The 18,356-nt window shown below is 62.3% G+C and carries 19 protein-coding genes; 10 read left to right on the forward strand and 9 right to left on the reverse strand.

Annotated elements, in window-relative coordinates:
- The first annotated feature begins 523 nt into the window (after positions 1-523).
- Positions 524-871: a hypothetical protein gene (locus ACOGXE_RS06800; RefSeq protein WP_419933188.1), complete on the forward strand. Its 348-nt coding sequence runs from the start codon at positions 524-526 to the stop codon at positions 869-871.
- Positions 872-962: 91 nt separating this feature from the next.
- Here the strand turns inward: ACOGXE_RS06800 and ACOGXE_RS06805 are convergent, their stop codons facing one another.
- On the reverse strand, positions 963-1,556 hold the full coding sequence (locus tag ACOGXE_RS06805) for a GIY-YIG nuclease family protein (protein ID WP_419933189.1): 594 nt from the start codon (positions 1,554-1,556) through the stop codon (positions 963-965).
- A 1,376-nt stretch (positions 1,557-2,932) separates the two neighbouring features.
- On the opposite strand from ACOGXE_RS06805, the gene ACOGXE_RS06810 reads away from it, so the two are divergent.
- The 3 genes from ACOGXE_RS06810 to ACOGXE_RS06820 all read left to right on the forward strand — a co-directional run bounded on the left by ACOGXE_RS06810 (position 2,933) and on the right by ACOGXE_RS06820 (position 4,062).
- Positions 2,933-3,148, forward strand: a complete 216-nt coding sequence (locus ACOGXE_RS06810) for a hypothetical protein (protein WP_419933190.1) — start codon at positions 2,933-2,935, stop codon at positions 3,146-3,148.
- 127 nt (positions 3,149-3,275) lie between these two features.
- Positions 3,276-3,590, forward strand: coding sequence for a hypothetical protein (locus ACOGXE_RS06815; protein WP_419933191.1), 315 nt, complete (start codon positions 3,276-3,278; stop codon positions 3,588-3,590).
- Between the two features lie 91 nt (positions 3,591-3,681).
- Positions 3,682-4,062: a hypothetical protein gene (locus ACOGXE_RS06820; RefSeq protein ID WP_419933192.1), complete on the forward strand. Its 381-nt coding sequence runs from the start codon at positions 3,682-3,684 to the stop codon at positions 4,060-4,062.
- Between the two features lie 541 nt (positions 4,063-4,603).
- On the opposite strand, the gene ACOGXE_RS06825 is transcribed toward ACOGXE_RS06820, so the two are convergent.
- Together ACOGXE_RS06825 and ACOGXE_RS06830 are read right to left on the reverse strand one after the other, a co-directional pair.
- Positions 4,604-5,011, reverse strand: a complete 408-nt coding sequence (locus ACOGXE_RS06825) for a hypothetical protein (protein WP_419933193.1) — start codon at positions 5,009-5,011, stop codon at positions 4,604-4,606.
- A gap of 10 nt (positions 5,012-5,021) precedes the next feature.
- Positions 5,022-5,864, reverse strand: a complete 843-nt coding sequence (locus ACOGXE_RS06830) for a protein phosphatase 2C domain-containing protein (protein WP_419933194.1) — start codon at positions 5,862-5,864, stop codon at positions 5,022-5,024.
- 582 nt (positions 5,865-6,446) lie between these two features.
- On the opposite strand from ACOGXE_RS06830, the gene ACOGXE_RS06835 reads away from it, so the two are divergent.
- A complete protein-coding gene (locus ACOGXE_RS06835; RefSeq protein WP_419933195.1) occupies positions 6,447-7,268 on the forward strand; it encodes an RCC1 domain-containing protein in 822 nt (273 codons plus the stop codon).
- Positions 7,269-7,700: 432 nt separating this feature from the next.
- Here ACOGXE_RS06835 and ACOGXE_RS06840 read toward each other — a convergent pair whose 3' ends face one another.
- Positions 7,701-8,015 (reverse strand): hypothetical protein, encoded by a 315-nt coding sequence (locus ACOGXE_RS06840; RefSeq protein ID WP_419933196.1) that lies wholly within the window; start codon positions 8,013-8,015, stop codon positions 7,701-7,703.
- On the opposite strand from ACOGXE_RS06840, the gene ACOGXE_RS06845 reads away from it, so the two are divergent.
- Both ACOGXE_RS06845 and ACOGXE_RS06850 read left to right on the forward strand, forming a co-directional pair.
- The gene (locus ACOGXE_RS06845; protein WP_419933197.1) at positions 8,008-9,213 is read left to right on the forward strand and encodes a hypothetical protein; all 1,206 of its coding nucleotides are present in this window, start codon (positions 8,008-8,010) and stop codon (positions 9,211-9,213) included. The genes ACOGXE_RS06840 and ACOGXE_RS06845 overlap by 8 nt on opposite strands.
- 57 nt (positions 9,214-9,270) lie before the next feature.
- The gene (locus tag ACOGXE_RS06850) at positions 9,271-10,500 is read left to right on the forward strand and encodes a hypothetical protein (RefSeq protein WP_419933198.1); all 1,230 of its coding nucleotides are present in this window, start codon (positions 9,271-9,273) and stop codon (positions 10,498-10,500) included.
- Positions 10,501-10,599: 99 nt separating this feature from the next.
- On the opposite strand, the gene ACOGXE_RS06855 is transcribed toward ACOGXE_RS06850, so the two are convergent.
- Positions 10,600-11,184: a hypothetical protein gene (locus tag ACOGXE_RS06855; RefSeq protein ID WP_419933199.1), complete on the reverse strand. Its 585-nt coding sequence runs from the start codon at positions 11,182-11,184 to the stop codon at positions 10,600-10,602.
- A gap of 214 nt (positions 11,185-11,398) precedes the next feature.
- Here ACOGXE_RS06855 and ACOGXE_RS06860 point away from each other — a divergent pair, with 214 nt between their 5' ends.
- Together ACOGXE_RS06860 and ACOGXE_RS06865 are read left to right on the forward strand one after the other, a co-directional pair.
- On the forward strand, positions 11,399-12,262 hold the full coding sequence (locus ACOGXE_RS06860) for a metallophosphoesterase family protein (protein ID WP_419933200.1): 864 nt from the start codon (positions 11,399-11,401) through the stop codon (positions 12,260-12,262).
- Positions 12,263-12,349: 87 nt separating this feature from the next.
- Positions 12,350-12,661 (forward strand): hypothetical protein, encoded by a 312-nt coding sequence (locus tag ACOGXE_RS06865; protein WP_419933201.1) that lies wholly within the window; start codon positions 12,350-12,352, stop codon positions 12,659-12,661.
- Between the two features lie 46 nt (positions 12,662-12,707).
- Here ACOGXE_RS06865 and ACOGXE_RS06870 read toward each other — a convergent pair whose 3' ends face one another.
- Both ACOGXE_RS06870 and ACOGXE_RS06875 read right to left on the reverse strand, forming a co-directional pair.
- On the reverse strand, positions 12,708-13,127 hold the full coding sequence (locus tag ACOGXE_RS06870) for a WhiB family transcriptional regulator (protein WP_419933202.1): 420 nt from the start codon (positions 13,125-13,127) through the stop codon (positions 12,708-12,710).
- A gap of 258 nt (positions 13,128-13,385) precedes the next feature.
- Positions 13,386-14,087: a FadR/GntR family transcriptional regulator gene (locus tag ACOGXE_RS06875; RefSeq protein WP_419933203.1), complete on the reverse strand. Its 702-nt coding sequence runs from the start codon at positions 14,085-14,087 to the stop codon at positions 13,386-13,388.
- A gap of 584 nt (positions 14,088-14,671) precedes the next feature.
- Between ACOGXE_RS06875 and ACOGXE_RS06880 the strand changes: the two genes are divergently transcribed.
- Positions 14,672-15,346: a hypothetical protein gene (locus ACOGXE_RS06880; protein ID WP_419933204.1), complete on the forward strand. Its 675-nt coding sequence runs from the start codon at positions 14,672-14,674 to the stop codon at positions 15,344-15,346.
- 458 nt (positions 15,347-15,804) lie between these two features.
- Here the strand turns inward: ACOGXE_RS06880 and ACOGXE_RS06885 are convergent, their stop codons facing one another.
- Both ACOGXE_RS06885 and ACOGXE_RS06890 read right to left on the reverse strand, forming a co-directional pair.
- Entirely contained in the window at positions 15,805-16,287 is a 483-nt protein-coding gene (locus ACOGXE_RS06885) for a hypothetical protein (RefSeq protein WP_419933205.1), read from the reverse strand.
- A gap of 567 nt (positions 16,288-16,854) precedes the next feature.
- A complete protein-coding gene (locus ACOGXE_RS06890) occupies positions 16,855-18,318 on the reverse strand; it encodes a cryptochrome/photolyase family protein (protein ID WP_419933206.1) in 1,464 nt (487 codons plus the stop codon).
- Between the last annotated feature and the right edge of the window lie 38 nt (positions 18,319-18,356).

Raw genomic sequence — 18,356 nt, forward strand, 5'->3', positions numbered from 1 at the left:
GGTGTTGCCTTTCTGTTGTTTTCCGAATTTCTGGTAGATCTAGTGATGATGGTTCTTGAAGAACACTCAGCGCTGACCGGCCTGCGTGACAGATACCGATGCGCTGGGCGCCAACTATTCGACGTACACAATGCGCCGGGTTTGAGGGAGAGATTTTGCGATGTCATGTGAAGTGATCCTTGTGTTTCCCGAAGGTATTGCGAAATGATCTGTTACCTATAGCGACCACCAATGAGCCGCGTTGACAGTTTAATTGGGTTGCGAATTCTGTTCTCGAATTGATTATGAGCGATGGCACATTGGGTGCCCGCAGCAGCAAGCTCGGTCTCGACTGCTGGTCGTCCAGCCTCCAAATAATTGCATCGCCGAGCCGGTCGACGCCAGGCTGCCCGTTATGTCCAGTCTGATCGTGTGTGGCTGCTGTGAGTGAGTGCATTGATGCTGAGCGTGGGCCGATGTCGGTGGTGTCGCATGCTGCCATCGGCCCGCCTCTGCAAATCACCGACTGCGAAGAGACGCACTGATGACCGATCCGGCGGATACCCCACGGTCGCAATCGGAGCGCGGCAGTTCCGCTGTGCTCACGATGCTCGACAGCCTGCCGCGGGACTGGAACGGCCCCGGCAGCCTTATGCCGAACGAGAGTTGCGTCGAGCGCGCTCTCGAAGTCGAGGTTGCACTCGGGTTGCAGAACCTCAGCTTGTGGGTCGTGCCGATGCCTGAAGGCGGCATCAGCATCTCGTGGACCGCCGACGGAACTAGGTCAGTCCTCAATATCGAGAACGACGACCCCGATATGGAGTACTACACAGCCCGCGAGTTCGGCGGCCAAGTCCGCGACTACGCAGAGATCTCCGACGCTGGGGACTAGGCGTCTATCCCCGGGTCATCGTGCGCACGGAACCCGGGTCCCGCCACGCTCGCACCGGTGTGCTGCTGACAACCTCCGTTTGCCACGAGTCCTACGTGCCGCCGGCTCCTCGGGGTCTGACGGCGTTGAGCATCATTGCGTCGCTGCCATGCCGGGTTGTGTGGGTGTCGTAGAGGTGTTGTTCGTGCTGCAGTGCCGCTTCTTCGGTGTCGTGGAAGTGCGTCCGCACGACGAGTGACTTCCATTTGGGGTTCTTCTCCTGGGTGCGGGTCGATTCGACTCTGCCTCTGCGGTGGTCGCGGTCGCGTCGGGCGAAGTCGGACGCGTATCCGTAGTAGACGGCCGGCTGGTCGCCGAGGCGGTACCAGCGCTCATAAGTGCAGTACGACCCGCCGAGCAGGTCGAACACCGCCTGGTTGTTGTTGCGGCGTTCGTCGTGGGATTCGGATTTGGCGCGGGTCCTGCGGTGATAGTTGTCACATGTGCGGCACTGCCATCGTCTGGTGTCGCCTCGGCCGCACTTGGTGAATTGGTCGAGCGTCTGCATGCGGTCGCCGACGATGCACCGCTGCCCCTGGGAGCCGATGCAGAGCCGCAGTCCGGCTTTGGGGTCCTCGATTCGGGCTGGGGTGACGGTGACGACGTTGCCGGATGCGCTCTGTGCGGCGAAGTCTGCGACAGGCATGTCACACCGACCCGCGGAACTGGCTCGTTGTCTCGATGCCGGCTCTTCCTTCGCTGCCCGCCCAGCGTGGGGTGCCTGCGCAGCGGATGGATGCCCCGCAGGTCCCGTATGTCCTGTACGTGGTGCCGGCCGTGCCCGTGTGGAAGCTCGCGGTCATCGAGATGACGTCGCAGGCGATCACCGGGTCCTCGGGGTTTAGGACTGCTCTGACACTGCATCGGGTCACGCGCAGGCGTTCGGCGAAGCGCGGTCGTGCTGTGCAGGAAACGGAACGCTCACGTCTCGACCCAGGAGCGCGGATTCGGACCTGGCCGCGGGTGAGTCCCGAGACTCGGGTCTCGTCCATATGGCGGCTTATGCCGAGGGAGTAACCGCGGTTGCCGAGATTCCTGCCGAGAGTCGTTGCGTGTGCGCCTGCGAGCGGACTGATTTCGCGAGTGTCTGATATCTGCCCGTCGAACCGCGAGCACAGTTGCGGCGAGGGTCCTGTATTGCGGGTTTGCAGCTGAATAGCCATCGCCAGTTAATGTGGTCAGCTGTTTCCCGGCGAATCACGAATCTGCATTTGATCCGTGATTCGTGTTGGGAATCGCGCTTCTGTGGCGAGGCATTCTCGCCATGGAACCAAACGTCTGAATCTGGTTGTGGCTTGCGGCATCGTGCACACCGCCTCAAACGAGGCGATGTGCACGCCTATCTCGTCATAGTTGGCAAGACCGTGAGCAAATCATCTGACTCGTCGAATGAGTCAACAGCCTGCCTAATTGGCTCTTGTTGTCATTTGACTGTGCTTTGATTCTGCCCACTGCCTACAGTTTGTGCCGCAAGGATCAGTGATTCAGTTTTCTAGCGGTCGGGTCAAAATTGCGGGCTGTGTGGCCCGCATCCACCAAGTCCAACCGTTCTCGTCGCGTGGGAATGGCAGCCTCGTCTGCGAGAGATGCTCTCTGGCTACTGCCTCAGCGGCTTCCCATTCATCGCGTGCTTCAACGACGTAGCGGCCGCCGCGGCTTCCGATTACTTCATACTTGTGCATTGCTCGATTTCCTTTCCGATAAGCAACGTTTTCAACTTATCAGAACTCCTCTCCCTGCAGATTTGCAGTTTTCGATTCGTGCTCTCTGGCACAGTTAGGAACTGCAAGGAACGCACCTGATTACGCTCAATGCTGCCGACGGCATAGTCGGTATCGAGAGAAAGGACTCGGCACGTGTTGAGACGACAATCAGCGAATCGGCAAACAGCGTTACAGGAAGTCGGCAATTCAAGTCGGCAAAGGCAGATCAATCAAGCGCTCTCATACGCCGGAGAGGATGCAGACCATGTCTGAGTGCCATGATCAAGAGCACTGTGAGACGCTCCGCCAGGCTCAGTCAATGCGTGAGCAGTCTGAGCTGGCATTTGAACGAATGTGCGAAGTCAAAGACGAAGCGATAGCGATCATGCATTCGCATGACGCGCAGTTCGCGGAGCTTGTCAGAGCGATCAGTTCCGAAGAGCTGGTGATGGCCCTCGCGCAGATCCAGTCTCTTCAAGCATCACGACACATCGGCAAAGAACTGGACAGACGAGGCATCACCTGGCGGAAATGACCTCAGGGACCGCTGCCGCCGGTTCAGCTGCTGTCGCGCAGTCCGCAGCCAGTGCCGCAACGAGCCTCCCTTGGTTCGGCGATTCCCACAACGAGGCCGTCGAGCAACTGGGGGCATTCTCGTCGTCATGGCAACGACTAAGCAGCTCGCACAGGAGAGACAGGAGAAGATGCGGCGTGTCGTCGCCGCTGTGCGTTGCGGCCTCACCATCGAGTCGGCTGCCGGAGCTGCGGGGATTTCGGTGCGCACTGTCGCCAGGTGGCGAGCCAAGGACGCAGCTTTCGACCGGCAGGTCAAGGCAGCGCTCGCTGACAGGATGACGCCGCAGGAAGCCGTGCGGCGTCTCGACGAGATCGTGCGCACAGCCGAAGCGCTAGGTGAGACCGACGTCGACCAGTCAGACATGGACGGGCCGTTCGAGGACCCCAAAGCAATCGCGTAGAGCCAAGAAGCCTGCAGAACCGCAGTCGAACTCAGATTTGACCGCCAAAATCCCGCGCTGCCCAGATCGGGCCGCGGATACGGTGCCCCTCGTGTCATCAAGTCAAGCCAAGCCACACGAAGCCGGCGGCGGGACAAGCGGCCGGCTCGCGGCGACGCGCCTCGCCTTGTGGGAGGCGGTGGATCGGCTGCCGGAGGACGACCGCGAGGAGCTACGCGAGCAGCTCCACTCCCTGATCGACGTCCTGCGCGCAGACTTCGACGATGCGTCACCTGCTCAGGTTGACATCATCGACGAACTGGAACTCATCGCCCACCAGCTGCGCTACCACGACGCACGGCAACTCACCGAAGGCGAACCCGGCAGAGAATTCGCGGCCATCTGCCTGCGTTGCGACAAGTTTCCGCTCGACGCCGGTGAAGCCTGCCCCGACTGCGGCTCCGACCGATTCCTCAGCGCACTGCGAATCTGAGTCAAGAAGTCCGGGAAGGGCGAACCGCCGAGGTCGTGAGATCAATTGAGGGTTTGGCATCGAGTCCTCCCCACTTGTGTGGGGAATTTGCTCAGTGCTTGGCTTTCGCCTTCGCAATTGTCGCCCTGTTGCAGATTGACAACTTCGGCTCTGATTCATCCCCACGTTTGTGGGGATTACTCATCTGACGCTGCTACCCCCTCGGCTTGCGCCGAATGCAGCATCGAGCACCTGATCAGGCTCAGGAACCGCTACCCGAAAGCCAGCTCATCGCTGAACTTAACTGCTCCCGGGATCATCGCCTCATTTCGCTCCCTCGATTTTGATCTCACGACCTCCTCGGTTGCATTGAGCAATATAGCGCGCATAGTTCCCGGCGAACTGAAATACTTCGTCAGATTAGTCCTTAATTGCGCTTCGCATCCCAGAGTTTGAGCGTCAAACGCGGAGAGTATTCGCTCTCAATGCGCTGGCGAGTCTGCGAGTGCATAAGTCTCGTCATGCGACTAGCCGCAACGGAGCAAATTTGTCCAAGTCTCTGCTACTGCCCTCGTGTGATCCCTGCTCTGTTGAGCACGTCGGCGGCGACGCCGAATTCGCGCCATGTTGTGTATGCGATGCCCTTGCGCGCGCCGTAGCTGGCGGCGTGTTCGACGAAGCCGGCTTCGACTGCTGTCATGTCGGGTTCGGCTTGGAGCGCTTCGAGTTGCGCGTCGATGTCGCGCACGGCTTGCATAGTTTCCAGCCGCTTGATCGGCTTGAGGGCACCTGACGAGAGTTCCGCGTTGAGTTCGGCTCGACGGGCTTGCAGCTTCTCGGGGCTCGCGCGGCGGCCCAGTTTCGGCTTGGCGGACTCCAGGGCTTCGAGATAGTCGCGTACCGCAGCAGCCTCGATCCGTCCCGCCGCGATGGCGGCCTTGTGTTCATCTGACATCTTGCGTTCAGCCATGTGCCCTTTTCTACCGGCAGCGGGCGGAGGTTCGTGGCGTCATCACTGCGACAGCCGCCGACGCGTTGTCGTGAAGTCCGTGCCACCAGGCGCACGCGATGACTGCATCGGCCACCGCGTCGGCCGAGCCGCGAGAGCCGGCCGGGAGGATGAAGCCGAGGCTGTTGTCATCGGGGTTGTCGGAGAACCATCGGCCGGTCGTGCGGTGCATGCATCCGCTGTAGGCGCCATCGGTGAGCACTGCGACGATGATGCCGCGGTCGCCAGCGATCCGGTCCATGCCGTCCTGGGTGATCGTGTCGCTCATGCGGCGCATCGCTCGCAGCATCGACGGAGCCGGCGTGTCGCCGCGGACAGCGAACTCGCCGACTACCGGATGCCCGCCGCTCATCGCCACCGGTTCGCCATGCCAACCGCGGCCCGCAGCAACCGGCACAAGAAACGGGATCGAGTCCCCCACCCATGCAGCGCGCATCCCGTCCTCAGGGGTCCATGCCGCGACGGCGAGCGTGGTGACCGGCTCGACGCCCCAGTAGCCCGGCATGTCCTCATCTGATGGGTACAGCGAGTGGGACGGCGCCAACGAACGCACAGACCGATTGGCAGCTGCGAACGCCGCAGTCATCTCGTCCTCGCCGCTGATCCGATGCGGCAGCGCCCCGAGTGCAGCAGGGGCAGCCTCTTCACCTCGCTTCACGCCGCCGACGCCGTCAGCGACCGCCAACACCCACGAGCCATCCGGATTCACCACTACGGACACAGCGTCCTCCTGGCGCCGACGGCCGCCCTGCTCGATGCGAGCAGCGACCTCCACGCGCACGCCGTCACCCCGGGTGACGCTTCCGCTTGGCATCGAGGCCATGCTGCAGGTTGCGGCGCAGACCGTGTCGCATTATGTCGCCGAAATGCTGGCGTCCAGAATCGGCCACGACCGCAGCTCAAGACCGCCACGCTGCTGAATCCACCCAACTGGCAAGCGCATTCTCGCAGCTCCAGACCGATTCGTCGTTTGTGCCACGTATGGGCCGCGATCGGACTGGCCGGCGGCTACCGTTTCGGCTTGTCGTGAACGCAACGTCCTCCTAGGGCGGGGCACAACCGAATTCCAAGTGGGACCCCACCGGGGGTCCCTTCGGTCGGTTGTGCCGCGTTCACGACGAATGTTGCCCACTGCCGAAGGGACCCACCTGTGAACGAGACTTTCGAATCGGTCGGTCAGCGTCCGGACGACTGCGAAACTCACCTGCCCGCGAGCGGTGAGGCCGAACCACCAAGAACCGACGATCGAATACAAACCGAGACTCTCGGGCTGCGGTCTCGAAGGCTGATCGGAGTCCGGTTCATTAGCGGCCGCTTCGCCCGGCACGCCGCGTTATTCATGCTGGCGTTGACATCGTTCTGGGCTGCGGGGTGCGGCTCGTCGGGAGATGAGGTCGTGTCTCCCGGTCAGGTCGCGACGTCGTGGGACGGCACGCCGGTGGTCGTGGCCGGGGGTCGTTTCTCGTGCGCGATCGGATCGGGCAAGTCCCTTGAATGCTGGGGCCGAGTCGGCAGCGACATGCCGACAGGCGAATTCTCCGCCATCACTATCGGCGGAGGCCGGCCGTGCGCGATCCGCACCGATGGGACCCTGGCTTGCTGGGTGCAGAGCGAAGGGCGCCACATGCCGCCCGCAGGCGAGTTCATGGCAGTCGCCTCAGCGAATATCCATTCCTGCGCTTTGCGCACAGACGGCTCTGTTGCCTGCTGGGGCGACACCCGAGGCGGCGAGGGCTTGCCGCAAGGCGAATACACAGCAATCGTCGCAGCAGGCGAACGGACTTGCGGCATACAGCCAGACAGCACCGTGGTGTGCCAAGGCGATCAGCACTTCGTCACGACCATGCCCGGCGAATTCACCGCCATCGACATCGACGGACGCGACCTCTGCGGGCTTCGCTCTGACAGGACCATCTCCTGTTACACGATGTGGAATGTCGAACCGTCGGAATTCACACCGCCATCCGGGGAGTTCCTAGCGGTCAGCCTCGGAAACGGCTACGGATGCGCGATTCGCGCTCAGGACAAGTCGGTCGAGTGCTGGACATGGGCCGAATGGGGCAACGAACACGGCCAAGCCGCGCCGCCGGCAGGAGAATTCGTCTCCATTTCATCTGCTTCCTACCATGTCTGCGGCGTGCGAGCTAACAAGAAGATCGTCTGCTGGGGCGATAACGAGCACGGCCAAGCCGCGCCGCCGCTGACACTCAGCGGATGAACTGAGTCAGTTCAAGGTCATCTGATGTCGCAAAGTGACGCTGGCTTTCGGCATGCGCGTCAACATTGCACGCTTTGCGCCGGTTTGGTCCGTTTCGTCGGATAATGCGCGCAAATTGCCGAGATTTTCGGGTCCGAGCGTCAACGAGTTCATGTCTCGCATCGTGTTTCTTTGCTGCCTTATGGCTGTGAGATGGCTGTGATGCTGCATTCCAATTGTGGCTTCCTAATGCTCGTTGTTGCGCCTGAGTTCTCGGCGAAAACACCCGGACTGCGATATGGCCGATTCCGGTACGGTCTTTAACGGCATTATCGAATGATTGGGCTGCAGCATCAAGCGACGATTAGCTCCGATTTTGAGGGAATTTCGGGCCTCCTATACGCCAATCTCAATAGATCGCAGATCACATCGGCAACGAATCACCTATTCCGATCATTGCCGGAGAAGGAACACCAAGAACATGACAAACAGGAAAAAACGAATTGCATCGGTGGCGCTCGCCGCGGCGCTGTTGGTTTCTGCTTGCAGCAGCAGCGAGTCTGAGACACCGGCGACGGCTGACACTGTCACGCCGCCAGCGACCGCGACGCCCGCGACCGCGCATTCGGCCGGCTCGCCTGACAGCAACTCTGACGATGCAGAAGGCACCCGCATCGTCCCGGAGACCGCCGCATCGCTCGAAGAACCCGATGCAGCCGAGGAAAGCGATACCGGAGGCATATCGGACTCTGAGCCGACTGTGCCCACGGACGCTACGGAAGCCACTGACACGGCTGCGGCCGTCCCTGAGGCTCCTGTGGTCACCGTCACCCACGGCCCCACCGGTGTGACCAATGGACGCGATGAGCACGGCGAGGGCGGGAGCTTCCGTGTCACTTGGAATGTGACGCCGGCGGACGCGTCCTGCGGTTTCTCGCTGCAAGACGCCGAAGGCGAGTCCGTGATCCACGAGATTCTGACCCACGAAGGTGCAGGTCAGGTGGCACGCGACCTCGAAGTGCTCTACAGCGCGCAGGCCGGCAGGCTGCCGATCACCCTGTCCATCGCATGCCGCGACGACGACAGCCCGCAGACGGTGCTGGAGCTGCCCGTTGAGATAGTCGAACCCGAGCCAGAACCAGAGCCTGCAGCGGTCATCAAGAACTACGAGAACCGTTCAGCCGACTCCAAGTTGCCGGCCAACGACCTCTACTTCTTCGACCACGACGAGATCAGGGCGCTGTTCCCCGAGTGCGGGCCGTTCCCCACATCCCCAGAGGTTCAGGTTTGGCTCGACGACTTCCTCGGCTTCTGGGACCGCGTGTACGCCAACTGGGATGCTGAAGTTCAGATCGTCGACGGCGCACGCTTGGCTTCGGGATGGTGGAGCACCGAGCAGATTCGACTGTGGCTGCCCGAGAGCACAATCACTGCTGAGTCAGCGCGAGCGAACGCCGTATACGACAAGACACTCAACTACGTGTATCTATGGACACGCGACGAGCGCACTGGAAGCTTCGCGCCGAACTACAGCTACTATCCGCACCTCCGCTCAGACGGCCAGTACGCATTCGGCAACCTGTATCGGCGACTTGCGCTTGCTGGCTATTCCAGCACTGATCTATCTCAGGCCACAGTCTCAGAGGGGTTGCGGCTGGTCCGAGATGAAGGCATCAGCGCGCCGGGTCCCAACCCAGCATCAGTTGAAGTCGGACAGATGCTCGCCGAGTGGATGCTCACTCGATACCGACTGCCGCCGACGACTCGTGAGCCGACTGCGTGGGCGATGCTCTCGCTGCTTGAAGTGCGAGACGGCAATTGCGTTGCATCCTCAATGCGTGCGATCTGCGAATCAGGCGAACCGCATACGTCTGCGCATCTGCGGCATCCCTCACAAGGAGGGAGCCGGCTCGGCACAGCGCTGTGGAGCATCGTCTGCCCTGAGATCGACCCCGAAAGGAACTGACATGGAGATGCACAGATGGCATCAGCAGAAAGGACATCAACAGCCAAGCAACTGACAGTGGCCGTCACTGCTGTGTGCGCCGTGTTCTTGTGGAACGCAGGCACGGCGGCGGTCACCATTGTCGAACCACCACCCATTCTTCCGCCGGAGGACCCCGATCCGCCGCCCACCCAGACGACGATCATTGACCCTGACCCGCCTGACGACGGATTCTCGGTGATCGATTTGGATCAAGATGGCTCCACTGTCGTCATCCATGAGCGGCCTACGACGGCTACAACAACTACGACCACAACGACTACGACCCCAACAACTACGACCCCAACAACTACGACCCCAACAACTACGGAAGCCACGGATCCAGTGATCGACAATCCTGTGATCGATGATCCAGTGATCGACGATGACCCCATTGATGACGACCCGGTCGACGATCCGATCAATGTCGACCCGTGCTCGGTCTATCCGTACTGCCGGCCGCCTCCGGCACCGCCGAAGCCCGCTGCGCCTGATCCGCCCGCGGCAGCTGTTCCGACCAGCCCAGCGCTCGCTTGCCGCGCTCCTGCGACAGGACACACAGCGACCCTGACATGGTCGGGCACAGCGGGCACAGCGAGCCTGCAGACCCAATACCGCATCGAGTGGCACCTCGGCCGCGGATCGCCTATCACGAGAAGCGTCACTGCAGGATCGCCGCTCACCGCGACCATCGGCACAGCTGAAGGACTCGGTGCATTCGACAAGCCCACGGCAGACGTGCAGGCCCGCTCGCGAGCACGCACCCGCGCTTCAGCGTCGAACTCCTATGGCACGTCGTACTCGCCATGGTCTGACTGGTCATCCTGGGGCGACTGGTCGGCCGCGTCGGAGCGCGCAGCGAACGGGGGCGACCGATGGGAAGACCTCAACAGCAACCATGTGTACGACAGCGCAGGCGAATCGTTCACTGAGACGACCGGTGACAGCCCTGCCGCTTACACACCGCCGGTCGCTTGCGGCTTGGCAGCAACGCCGACCACACAGACTCCGACCGGTCCGTGCTCGCGCTCAGCTGAGCCATACACCGACACCAACAGCAACGGCCGTTACGACTCGGGCGAGGACTACACCGACTCGAACAGCAACGGCCGATGGGACGATGCGCTCATTGCCGCCGTGTATCCGCAGGGGCACACAGACGCAGGGCAGCTCACAGGAAGCTGCTACCCGCCAAGATCACCATGCCTGCCAGTTGCCCAAGGCGGCACCGGCGCCTCAGATGTCGTATGCCTGCCAAGAGGCAGTTGAGCGCCGGCGGAGATTTCTCGCACGAGTCTTCGGGAAGGCGGAACTGGGACAGCTCTTGTGCTCGCAGCGATCGTCTTGGCGATCTAACTCTTCGTCTTGCTACCAGTTGCAGGCTTTGAAGACCCAATCGAACAGGATGTTGGACGACGGCCGTCTGTTGCCCTCTAGGTCCCACCTGTCGAGCGATGCCTCGACAGCCGAGAAGAGCTTTTCGAGAATGCCGGGCGCTATGTCGTGGCACCACAACTGGTCGAGGAGCGTGGATCGGCGGACTTCGTCCTCGGAGTCGGGAGCGATGTAATCAGAAGTGACGAAGGACTCTTCGCTGGGTCCGCAGAACAGCAGACAAGGCGACGGTGCTTGCAGTGTCACGGTCATGGTCGTCATGACGAGCAATTCCCTGCCGGCGCTGGCGGTCAGCGCGAGGCACTCCACGAACTCGTCGGCCATCGATCCCAGGCCTCCGTAGGGCTGGTCCTGCACGAACTGTGTCGGGTCGACTTGGACGCTTGAGTAGCCGTCGATGTCCGAGTCACGCCATTTGACCGTGACGGACTCTATGTAGATGCTGCCGGTGCAGTTGACGTGAGTCGGCTCCGGTTCGGAGTCCTCCGCCGCAACGGCCGGTGCCGCGGAAACGACGGCGAGGGCCGCCAAGTACGCTGCCGCGAGCTTCAGCCGCACACGCCTGGGCCGACGAAGCCGTCGTCCATGTCGACTAGCAGGCCAGCCGGCGCTCGGAGCACTCTGCGCACTACCGAACTGACCCATACGTCATCGTCGCGCACATTGAGGCCCATCGCCTCCATGCTCGTACGCCGCGACTGCCATGCCGTTAATCCCTTGCTTGATGGAGGCGCGGGACGCCATGCTCCATGGCTCGCCGAGGATCACAGCGATGCCCAAGTTCACCCCGTACACATTCACGACCGACCAGACCTGGGACGCCGCTCCGCGCCTGCACGCGGACGCTGTGCGCAGCGTGCTGGCGGTGGGCGATGTGCACGGTGAGGCGTGGCATCTCCGGAAGGCGCTGACGCGCGCAGAGGAGCTGCAGGTGGACGCGATCGTGCAGGTCGGGGATTTCTGGCTGTCCGACACGGGCTGGCGCGACCACGACCTGACCGAAGCGAAGTTCATGCGGTTGGCGCATCAGTCCCCTATTCCGATTGTCGTCATCGACGGCAATCACGAGGTGTGGCCCGCGCTGACCAGATTCGCAGCCACACCCGCAGCACAGCAGGCGTTCGAGTCTCGCCGACCGCTGCATCTCGGCGGGTCGCTGTGGTGGGCGTGGCGAGGAAGCGTGTGGCAGTGGAGCACGGCGAGATTCGGAGCGCTCGGTGGTGCCGTGTCGCCTGATCGCGAGGACTCCGATGTGCGGCGCTGGAGATGGCCTGAAGAAGCCACCACTCAAGCTGATCTCGATCGCCTGCTTGCCAATGTGCGGACCGATCACGATGGGCGGCTAGATGTGCTGGTCACTCACGACTCGCCCGCTCAGGTCCAAGGGCTGACTTCGAGTCTCGACTGGGCGCCGCATCGGGTGCGGCGCGACTGCGACGCGGTTCGTCGGCTGCTCGCCGACGCCGTCGACCGCATTCGACCGCAGATCGTGGTTCACGGGCACTGGCATCGCGCCAACCGCGAGCACATCGACCACGAAACCGAGGTCGTCGGCCTCGCCAACGACGGCCGCAGCGACCACCTGGCCCTGCTCACCCTCAGCGACCCGCCGCGAGTGGAGTACCAGCCACGGTGACCCCCTGCCACTGGCGCGCGCCGTGCCCGATGAGGCCCGCTTCAGGGGTTGACACTGCGTTCCCGCGTGTGCGGTACTGTCGTTCGTATGCCGGATGAGCTGGAGCCGCTGGACCCAGAGACTGCGCTGGCTCTGCTGCGCGCTCACACCTGGCACTCTGACACGGTCGCTGCGTGCCTGGTGCATGTCAGCGACTGGCTGTCCGACACCTGCCAGCACGGTTCGGCAGGTGAGCTGCGGAGCATCTGGGTGACCGCGCCCGACGGCCAACAGATGACGGTCGCGAAACTCATCGGCGAAGAGCGCAGCGCCTCGCGACGGCTCGGACGCGCCCGCGAGCAAGCCCAGCGGAACGCAGTGCTCGGACAGTGGCGCTCCTCACTCGACAGCTCATCATGAGCCGGCAGGCAAACGGCGGCGCCGACAAGTGCAGTTGTCCAGGCAGCTAGCCAGTACCGACCGTCACAACATGCGAGTGACTCGGGGCCGACTGGGGAATGCAGTTCGAGCCCGGCAGCGAACGGCGGCCAGATGCGCCGGCAAGGCTTGAGCGAACACTTGAGTTCGCATTGTCACGGGCGGCAGATTCTGACCGAGTCAGTGGAGGCGCAGCGGTCCGAGCCTGACGGAGCTTCTTTCTCTGGTCGGCGCAGAGCCCGCCCCAGATGCCGAAGTCTTCTTCGTTGTCGAGCGCGAATTGCAGGCATTCGTCTTTGACTTCGCATCGGTTGCATACGGCGAGAGCGGTATCGGGCGATTTGCCGGGTCCGATGAAGAAGATGTTCGTGTCGACGTCCTTGCAGGCCGCCCTTTCCCGCCAGGCTTCCCGGGACAGGGAGATCAGCTGGTCGAGAGTAGTTGCCATTCACATATATTATCATATAATACTATTATTTGTGTTGTCGGACGGCCGGGAAGTCGATGTCCGCTATGGGACTGCGCCTGCGAGTCCCGACATTTCTCGATGTTGGAGGTGCCGGCAGAGGTTGGCTGCGCCGGCACCCGCGCGCCGACCACAGAGATTCAGCGGCGACCTGGACTCACGGCTGACCTAGGAGCCGCGTCGCTCTGTCAGAGCTCACACCTGGTCCGATCTCCGAGGCGCCGACGGGAAACCTGATGCTCAGGGCTGGTCCAGCGGTTCGGGTGCTGAGGCTTGGACCAGCTCGGCCATGACCCGAGCTGCTTCGGCGCCGTCGCCGGCGCGAATCGCTTCGGCCACGCGGCGGTAAGTGCCGATTGTGTCCGCAGAATCGCCGGGCATCGAGTGAGGCCCGCTCGGGCTTCCCATGAGAGCCCCACTGATCGTCTCTGCAAGGTGAGCGACAATCGGGTTAGCTGCGGCGCGGAAGACGGCTCTGTGTAATGCCAGTTCGGCTTCGATGCGCTTCGGATCGTCGGCGCATTCCGCCAGTGCCTCGCAGAGACGAACTATCTCCTCGGCGTCTGCTTCGCTTCGCCGAAGCGCCGCCAGTCTCGCCGCGGCCGGCTCGATGATCTGGCGCGCCTCGGCGACGTGGCGCAGCGTCGTCGGCGCCGATCGGGAGGCGACGCTCCAGCGCAGAACGTCGGGATCGGACATCGCCCAGGCTTCGGTGTCCGCCACGATGGTGCCGGTCTTGGGGCGAGCCTCGATGAGGCCCTTGTCGCGAAGCGAGCCGAATGCCTCCCGCAGCACATTGCGCGAGACCCCCAGTTGCGCAGACAGCTCATCCTGATTGGCGAACCGATGACCGGGCGGATAGGTGCCGTCGACGATCCCGAGTCCGATGGCCTCGACTGTGCGTTCACGCAAACCGGAGCCGCTGCGAACGTCGATGTCCATTAGCGCATCCCTTCAGCCGGCCACGAGACAGCATGCCTTTAGTGTTCTGATACTACGAATGCGGCAAGCGAGACGGGCGAGGATGAGCACGCTCAGCCACCCACGTTGATCTGGGCGCTGAGCGACGGCGGACTCGGCTGCCTGCATCGCAGCTGCATCGTTTGCGAATGCGGTCTCAAGACCATCGTCCAAAGGCGCCGCGCAGAGCTTCGAGCATATGGATGACTTTGCGTCGCTTCCGTTCTCCCTCATGGATGCCGCCTCGCCGACAACACTCGGACTCTTGGTGGAACGCCGTGCGGTGTGATGTCTGCCCTTCAGCGGGCGGGCCGAGCGGGGCTCCTTTGCCGAAAGGGCTCAGGTTGCGTCGTTTTCGCAATCGGGTTCGGTTGAGACCACTGCGAACAGTCGAAGTGCGAGTCCGTTCTATTCATGACACGGCCAACTGAATCCTGCACTATTGGTTGAAGAAGTGGACGGCGCGAATGCCTCGGTCGGTTTGGCGCGCGGCACCTGAGTGTCGAATACCGTCAAGGTGGCTAGCGCGTGCGCTACCGTGAACGTCCCGGCATGATCAATGTCGAATGAAGGTGGGGGACGTAATGCGCATTGTCAGTCTGATTGCGCCTGTGCGGCAGAACAGCCGGAACGGCTTTCCGATGTCGCGTCTTGAATACGACATCCGGCAAGACGACCAGAACAGGATGAGAAAGCGACGGCAACGATTGTCGATCGCTCTTGCAGGCTTCAGTTTCTCCGTGCTGGCGACAGCTGATTTCTCGGCGATCAGGGACGAAAGCAGCGACATCATCCAGATAATGATGTACCTCTATGTGCTGTCTGCCGCTGTGTCGCTGTTCGCGTGTCTAATCGGCGCAGCGTTCACCTACAGTCTCGAACCGGCACACAAGTCGACGATTGACCGCACGTCGGACAAGATGAGCGCACAGATCGATGATGTTCGCGGATACTGCATCCGCTACTCCGAGCGCAGCGGACGCGCTCAGGGTCATCTCATCGCTGTCGCCGCGATCGGCATCATGGTTGCCGTGACGCTGATGCTGCTGAGCATCTTCGCCGAGGATTTCGTCAAAGAACTGCCGGAGCTGCGTGAATGGCTGCTTTGGCTGTTTGTCGCAGCGGGCTCTGCCAATTCTGCGTGGTTCATGATCTCCAGCGGCTGGTACTTCTTTCGCCAGCAATCGCCGCGTCCGCGCACGGCAATCAAGGCGAACCTTGTCCGCATCGCCGCCAGATAGCCCTTCGGGAGGCATGGCGGAAACAGAGGCGCACGGCGGCGGACAAGCCGCTCAGAACATGACTCGAACAATCGCATTGACGACTACAGCAACATGGGCCAATACCACAAGCACTCCAAGACCGAGCACGAACGCATCGCTCTCAAAAACGCTCATGGCCGCAGTGCGGCGAACCTCGCTTCGGAGCAGCTGAGTCGCTGCCACAGGACGGCTGTCGGCTGCGCGTCCGGGACTGGGCTCGATTCTCCAGCAGGACGGTTCAGGTCCCGATGGAGGCCTTACGGGTCTCACGTCTACAGCTGCGGCCGAATGATGAATCGAGATGCAGGCGGGCGACACCTCCCCCTGCGTCCTGCTCCAAGTTCGCTCAGGCGCCGACATCGGCGTGACGGCATCGGGACGTGCCATCTGTTGTCGTTCGCTTCATAGTGTCATCCTCTGCGAGAACCCGGTCTGGCTCACTTGCTGCAGCTGCTGTTGCCATCCCGGTCGGTGCCCCATGCCCCGCCGCGACCGAAGCAGGCAAGCTTCTGTTCAAGCGGTGACGGTCCGACATAGTGCGGGTTCACCCGGTTGTGGTATACCCCATCCGCGTCCTGCCAGAGGCAAACATCGGAATGCGGATTGCACCGAATGTTCGGCGGGTCCTGCCAGGACAGGTCATGCCCGTCCGAACCACCTAGCAGATCGTCTGGTTCGCCGAACAGCCTGTCAAGTGCTTCGATTCGCTTCGACACGGCCTCAGCGATAGCCCGTTCTATTGCTTCGATACGCTTCTCGTGAAACTGCTGCCAGTAGTCGGAACGACAGCCATGATCATTCTGGCAGACTGCCGACCAGTAATCCACGCAACGTCCGTCGTGCTCAGCTTCATAGCCTTCCGTATCGCAGTCTGTCTCCGCGCTGACAGGCGCAGCACTGACGGCAACGGTGGCGAACACGACCGCCGCTATTGCCACGATTGACGTCCACGTCGGCCGTATCCTTAGTCGTCCAATTCCTCTCTTTGACATTGCCTGAACCTCCTCAATACGTCAGCCTCCATTGTGAGAATGCCAACATGGTCAGTATGAGGAGTTTTGGTTCCCGGCGTTCCGAATTGGCGACGCGAAACACGCACTAGACGAATCGCTCGCTGTCTCACTGCTCAATCGACATCTACGGCCGAGTGATCTGCGATGCAACTCGTTACGCGGATGGAAGCGATACGGTGGCGGCAAACGGATGACTTTGTCCGTCAACGCTCTCGCGAAAGACGAGTTGCTGAACAGAGTCGAGAGCGTGAAGGACTCTAGGGAACCTTGGCTTTTCCTGTTAGCAAGCGCAGAGTGCCTCGGACGTTCCAGACGTAAAGTCAATCAGGCAGATCACTGGCAGCGGCACCGGCGCAAGAGCCTGCATTCACTCGGTTTCCAATGTGCAGCAGCAGCAGACTCAAGTGATCCGGTCCACGAACCCGATCTCAACGAGCGCATCCGCCGCCGGCTGAGTGGTGCTGAACGCGCGGCTCACGCGCTGTCAGTCTCAGTGTCGAGCGCGCACCGGTAGGCGTCGAGTGCTCGCTGCCGGGCTTGGGCGTGATCGACGACGGGGGCGGGATAGTCAACTCCCAACCGGACGCCCGCGACCGAGAGCACCTGTGGGGGTGCGTCCCACGGTGCGTGGATCTGCCGGTTCGGCAGTCGAGCGAGTTCGGGCAGCCAACGCCTCAGGTAGTTGCCCTCGGGGTCGTAGCGGCGGCTCTGGGTGACGGGGCTGAATACCCGAAAGTACGGCGAGGCGTCGGGGCCGGTTCCGGCGCACCATTGCCAGTTGCCTGCGTTCTGGGCGATGTCGCCGTCGCGCAGCAGCCGGCGGAACCACTGCTCGCCTCTTCGCCAGTCGATCAGCAGGTCCTTGACAAGGAACGAGGCCGCGATCATGCGGAGGCGGTTGTGAATCCAGCCGGTTGCTGAGAGCTGGCGCATCGCGGCGTCCACGATCGGGTAGCCGCAGCGGCCCGTGCTCCACGCCTTGAAGTCTTGGTCAGCCGGCGCACCAGTGCGCCACTTGATGCGGTCGTACGCGGGGCGCAGCGCACGTCGAGTGATGTCGGGATGCTCGTAGGTGAGATGGGAGTACCAGTCCCGCCACGCCAACTGTCGAACGAACGCCGACCGTCCCGCAGTGCCGGTAGCGACCTGAGCGGCAATGGCCCGGGGCGACAGCAGGCCGAAGTGCAACGCACTGCTGAGTTCAGACGTGCCGGCGATGTCGAATCCGTCGCGTATCTCGTTGTACCGATCCACCTGTTCCAGCCAGGTCGTGAGTTGTTCGGCAGCGCGTGGCTCGGACCATGCCGCTGTCGTCGGCACATCGTCCACCGAGGGCACGCTTACCCCTAGCCGTTCAAGCTCGCTGCGCGCCTCGGCGAGAGAGATCGTCGTCAGTCCCGCAGGACCAAAGTTGAGATCAGCAGCCAGAACAGTGCCGGCGACGCCGACGCGGCCAGTGCCGACCGCTGGCGGCAGCGGCAGGGCCTGCCATCGCTTCCAGAACGGAGTGAACACCTGCGACAGCGTGCCTTTGCCGGTCAGCACGCTGCCGGGAGGATGTACCAGCGTGCCCCAGTGCGAGTCCAGCGGCCTGCCGAGCGCCTCGGCAACTTTCGCATCTCGACGCATTGAGTATTCGGTGACGTCGGCGTTTACGGCCACCGTCGCTCCCCCCGTCTCAACTGCAAGCTGCGAAATGACTTCAATCGGGTCGCCGACAACGACATGCAGCGATGCGTCAAGCTCGTTGAGCGATTGCTCCAGACCGGCGAGCGCACCGAAGTAAGCCAGCAGCCGATGCGGTCCTGCGGCACGGACTAGGCGGGGTTCCAGTACGGCGACCGGAAGCGCCACCTGGTGTGCAGTGGCCGCGGCCCATGCAGGGTTGTCTGCCAGGCGTAGGTCTCTGCGGAACCATGCGATCGCGACGTCGTCCATGCTGAGTCGGCCAGGAGCCTAAGGAGCCGCGCCGGCGT

This window comes from Candidatus Poriferisodalis sp. (genome assembly GCF_965208555.1).
In the GTDB taxonomy this organism is placed as follows: Bacteria; Actinomycetota; Acidimicrobiia; order Acidimicrobiales; family Poriferisodalaceae; genus Poriferisodalis.

Coding starts and splice junctions, on each gene's coding strand:
- ACOGXE_RS06800 (WP_419933188.1), top strand. CDS start 524: ATGACCGATCCGGCGGATACCCCACGGTCGCAATCGGAGCGCGGCAGT.
- ACOGXE_RS06805 (WP_419933189.1), bottom strand. CDS start 1,556: ATGCCTGTCGCAGACTTCGCCGCACAGAGCGCATCCGGCAACGTCGTC.
- ACOGXE_RS06810 (WP_419933190.1), top strand. CDS start 2,933: ATGCGTGAGCAGTCTGAGCTGGCATTTGAACGAATGTGCGAAGTCAAA.
- ACOGXE_RS06815 (WP_419933191.1), top strand. CDS start 3,276: ATGGCAACGACTAAGCAGCTCGCACAGGAGAGACAGGAGAAGATGCGG.
- ACOGXE_RS06825 (WP_419933193.1), bottom strand. CDS start 5,011: ATGGCTGAACGCAAGATGTCAGATGAACACAAGGCCGCCATCGCGGCG.
- ACOGXE_RS06830 (WP_419933194.1), bottom strand. CDS start 5,864: ATGCCAAGCGGAAGCGTCACCCGGGGTGACGGCGTGCGCGTGGAGGTC.
- ACOGXE_RS06860 (WP_419933200.1), top strand. CDS start 11,399: ATGCCCAAGTTCACCCCGTACACATTCACGACCGACCAGACCTGGGAC.
- ACOGXE_RS06865 (WP_419933201.1), top strand. CDS start 12,350: ATGCCGGATGAGCTGGAGCCGCTGGACCCAGAGACTGCGCTGGCTCTG.
- ACOGXE_RS06870 (WP_419933202.1), bottom strand. CDS start 13,127: ATGGCAACTACTCTCGACCAGCTGATCTCCCTGTCCCGGGAAGCCTGG.
- ACOGXE_RS06875 (WP_419933203.1), bottom strand. CDS start 14,087: ATGGACATCGACGTTCGCAGCGGCTCCGGTTTGCGTGAACGCACAGTC.
- ACOGXE_RS06880 (WP_419933204.1), top strand. CDS start 14,672: ATGAAGGTGGGGGACGTAATGCGCATTGTCAGTCTGATTGCGCCTGTG.
- ACOGXE_RS06890 (WP_419933206.1), bottom strand. CDS start 18,318: ATGGACGACGTCGCGATCGCATGGTTCCGCAGAGACCTACGCCTGGCA.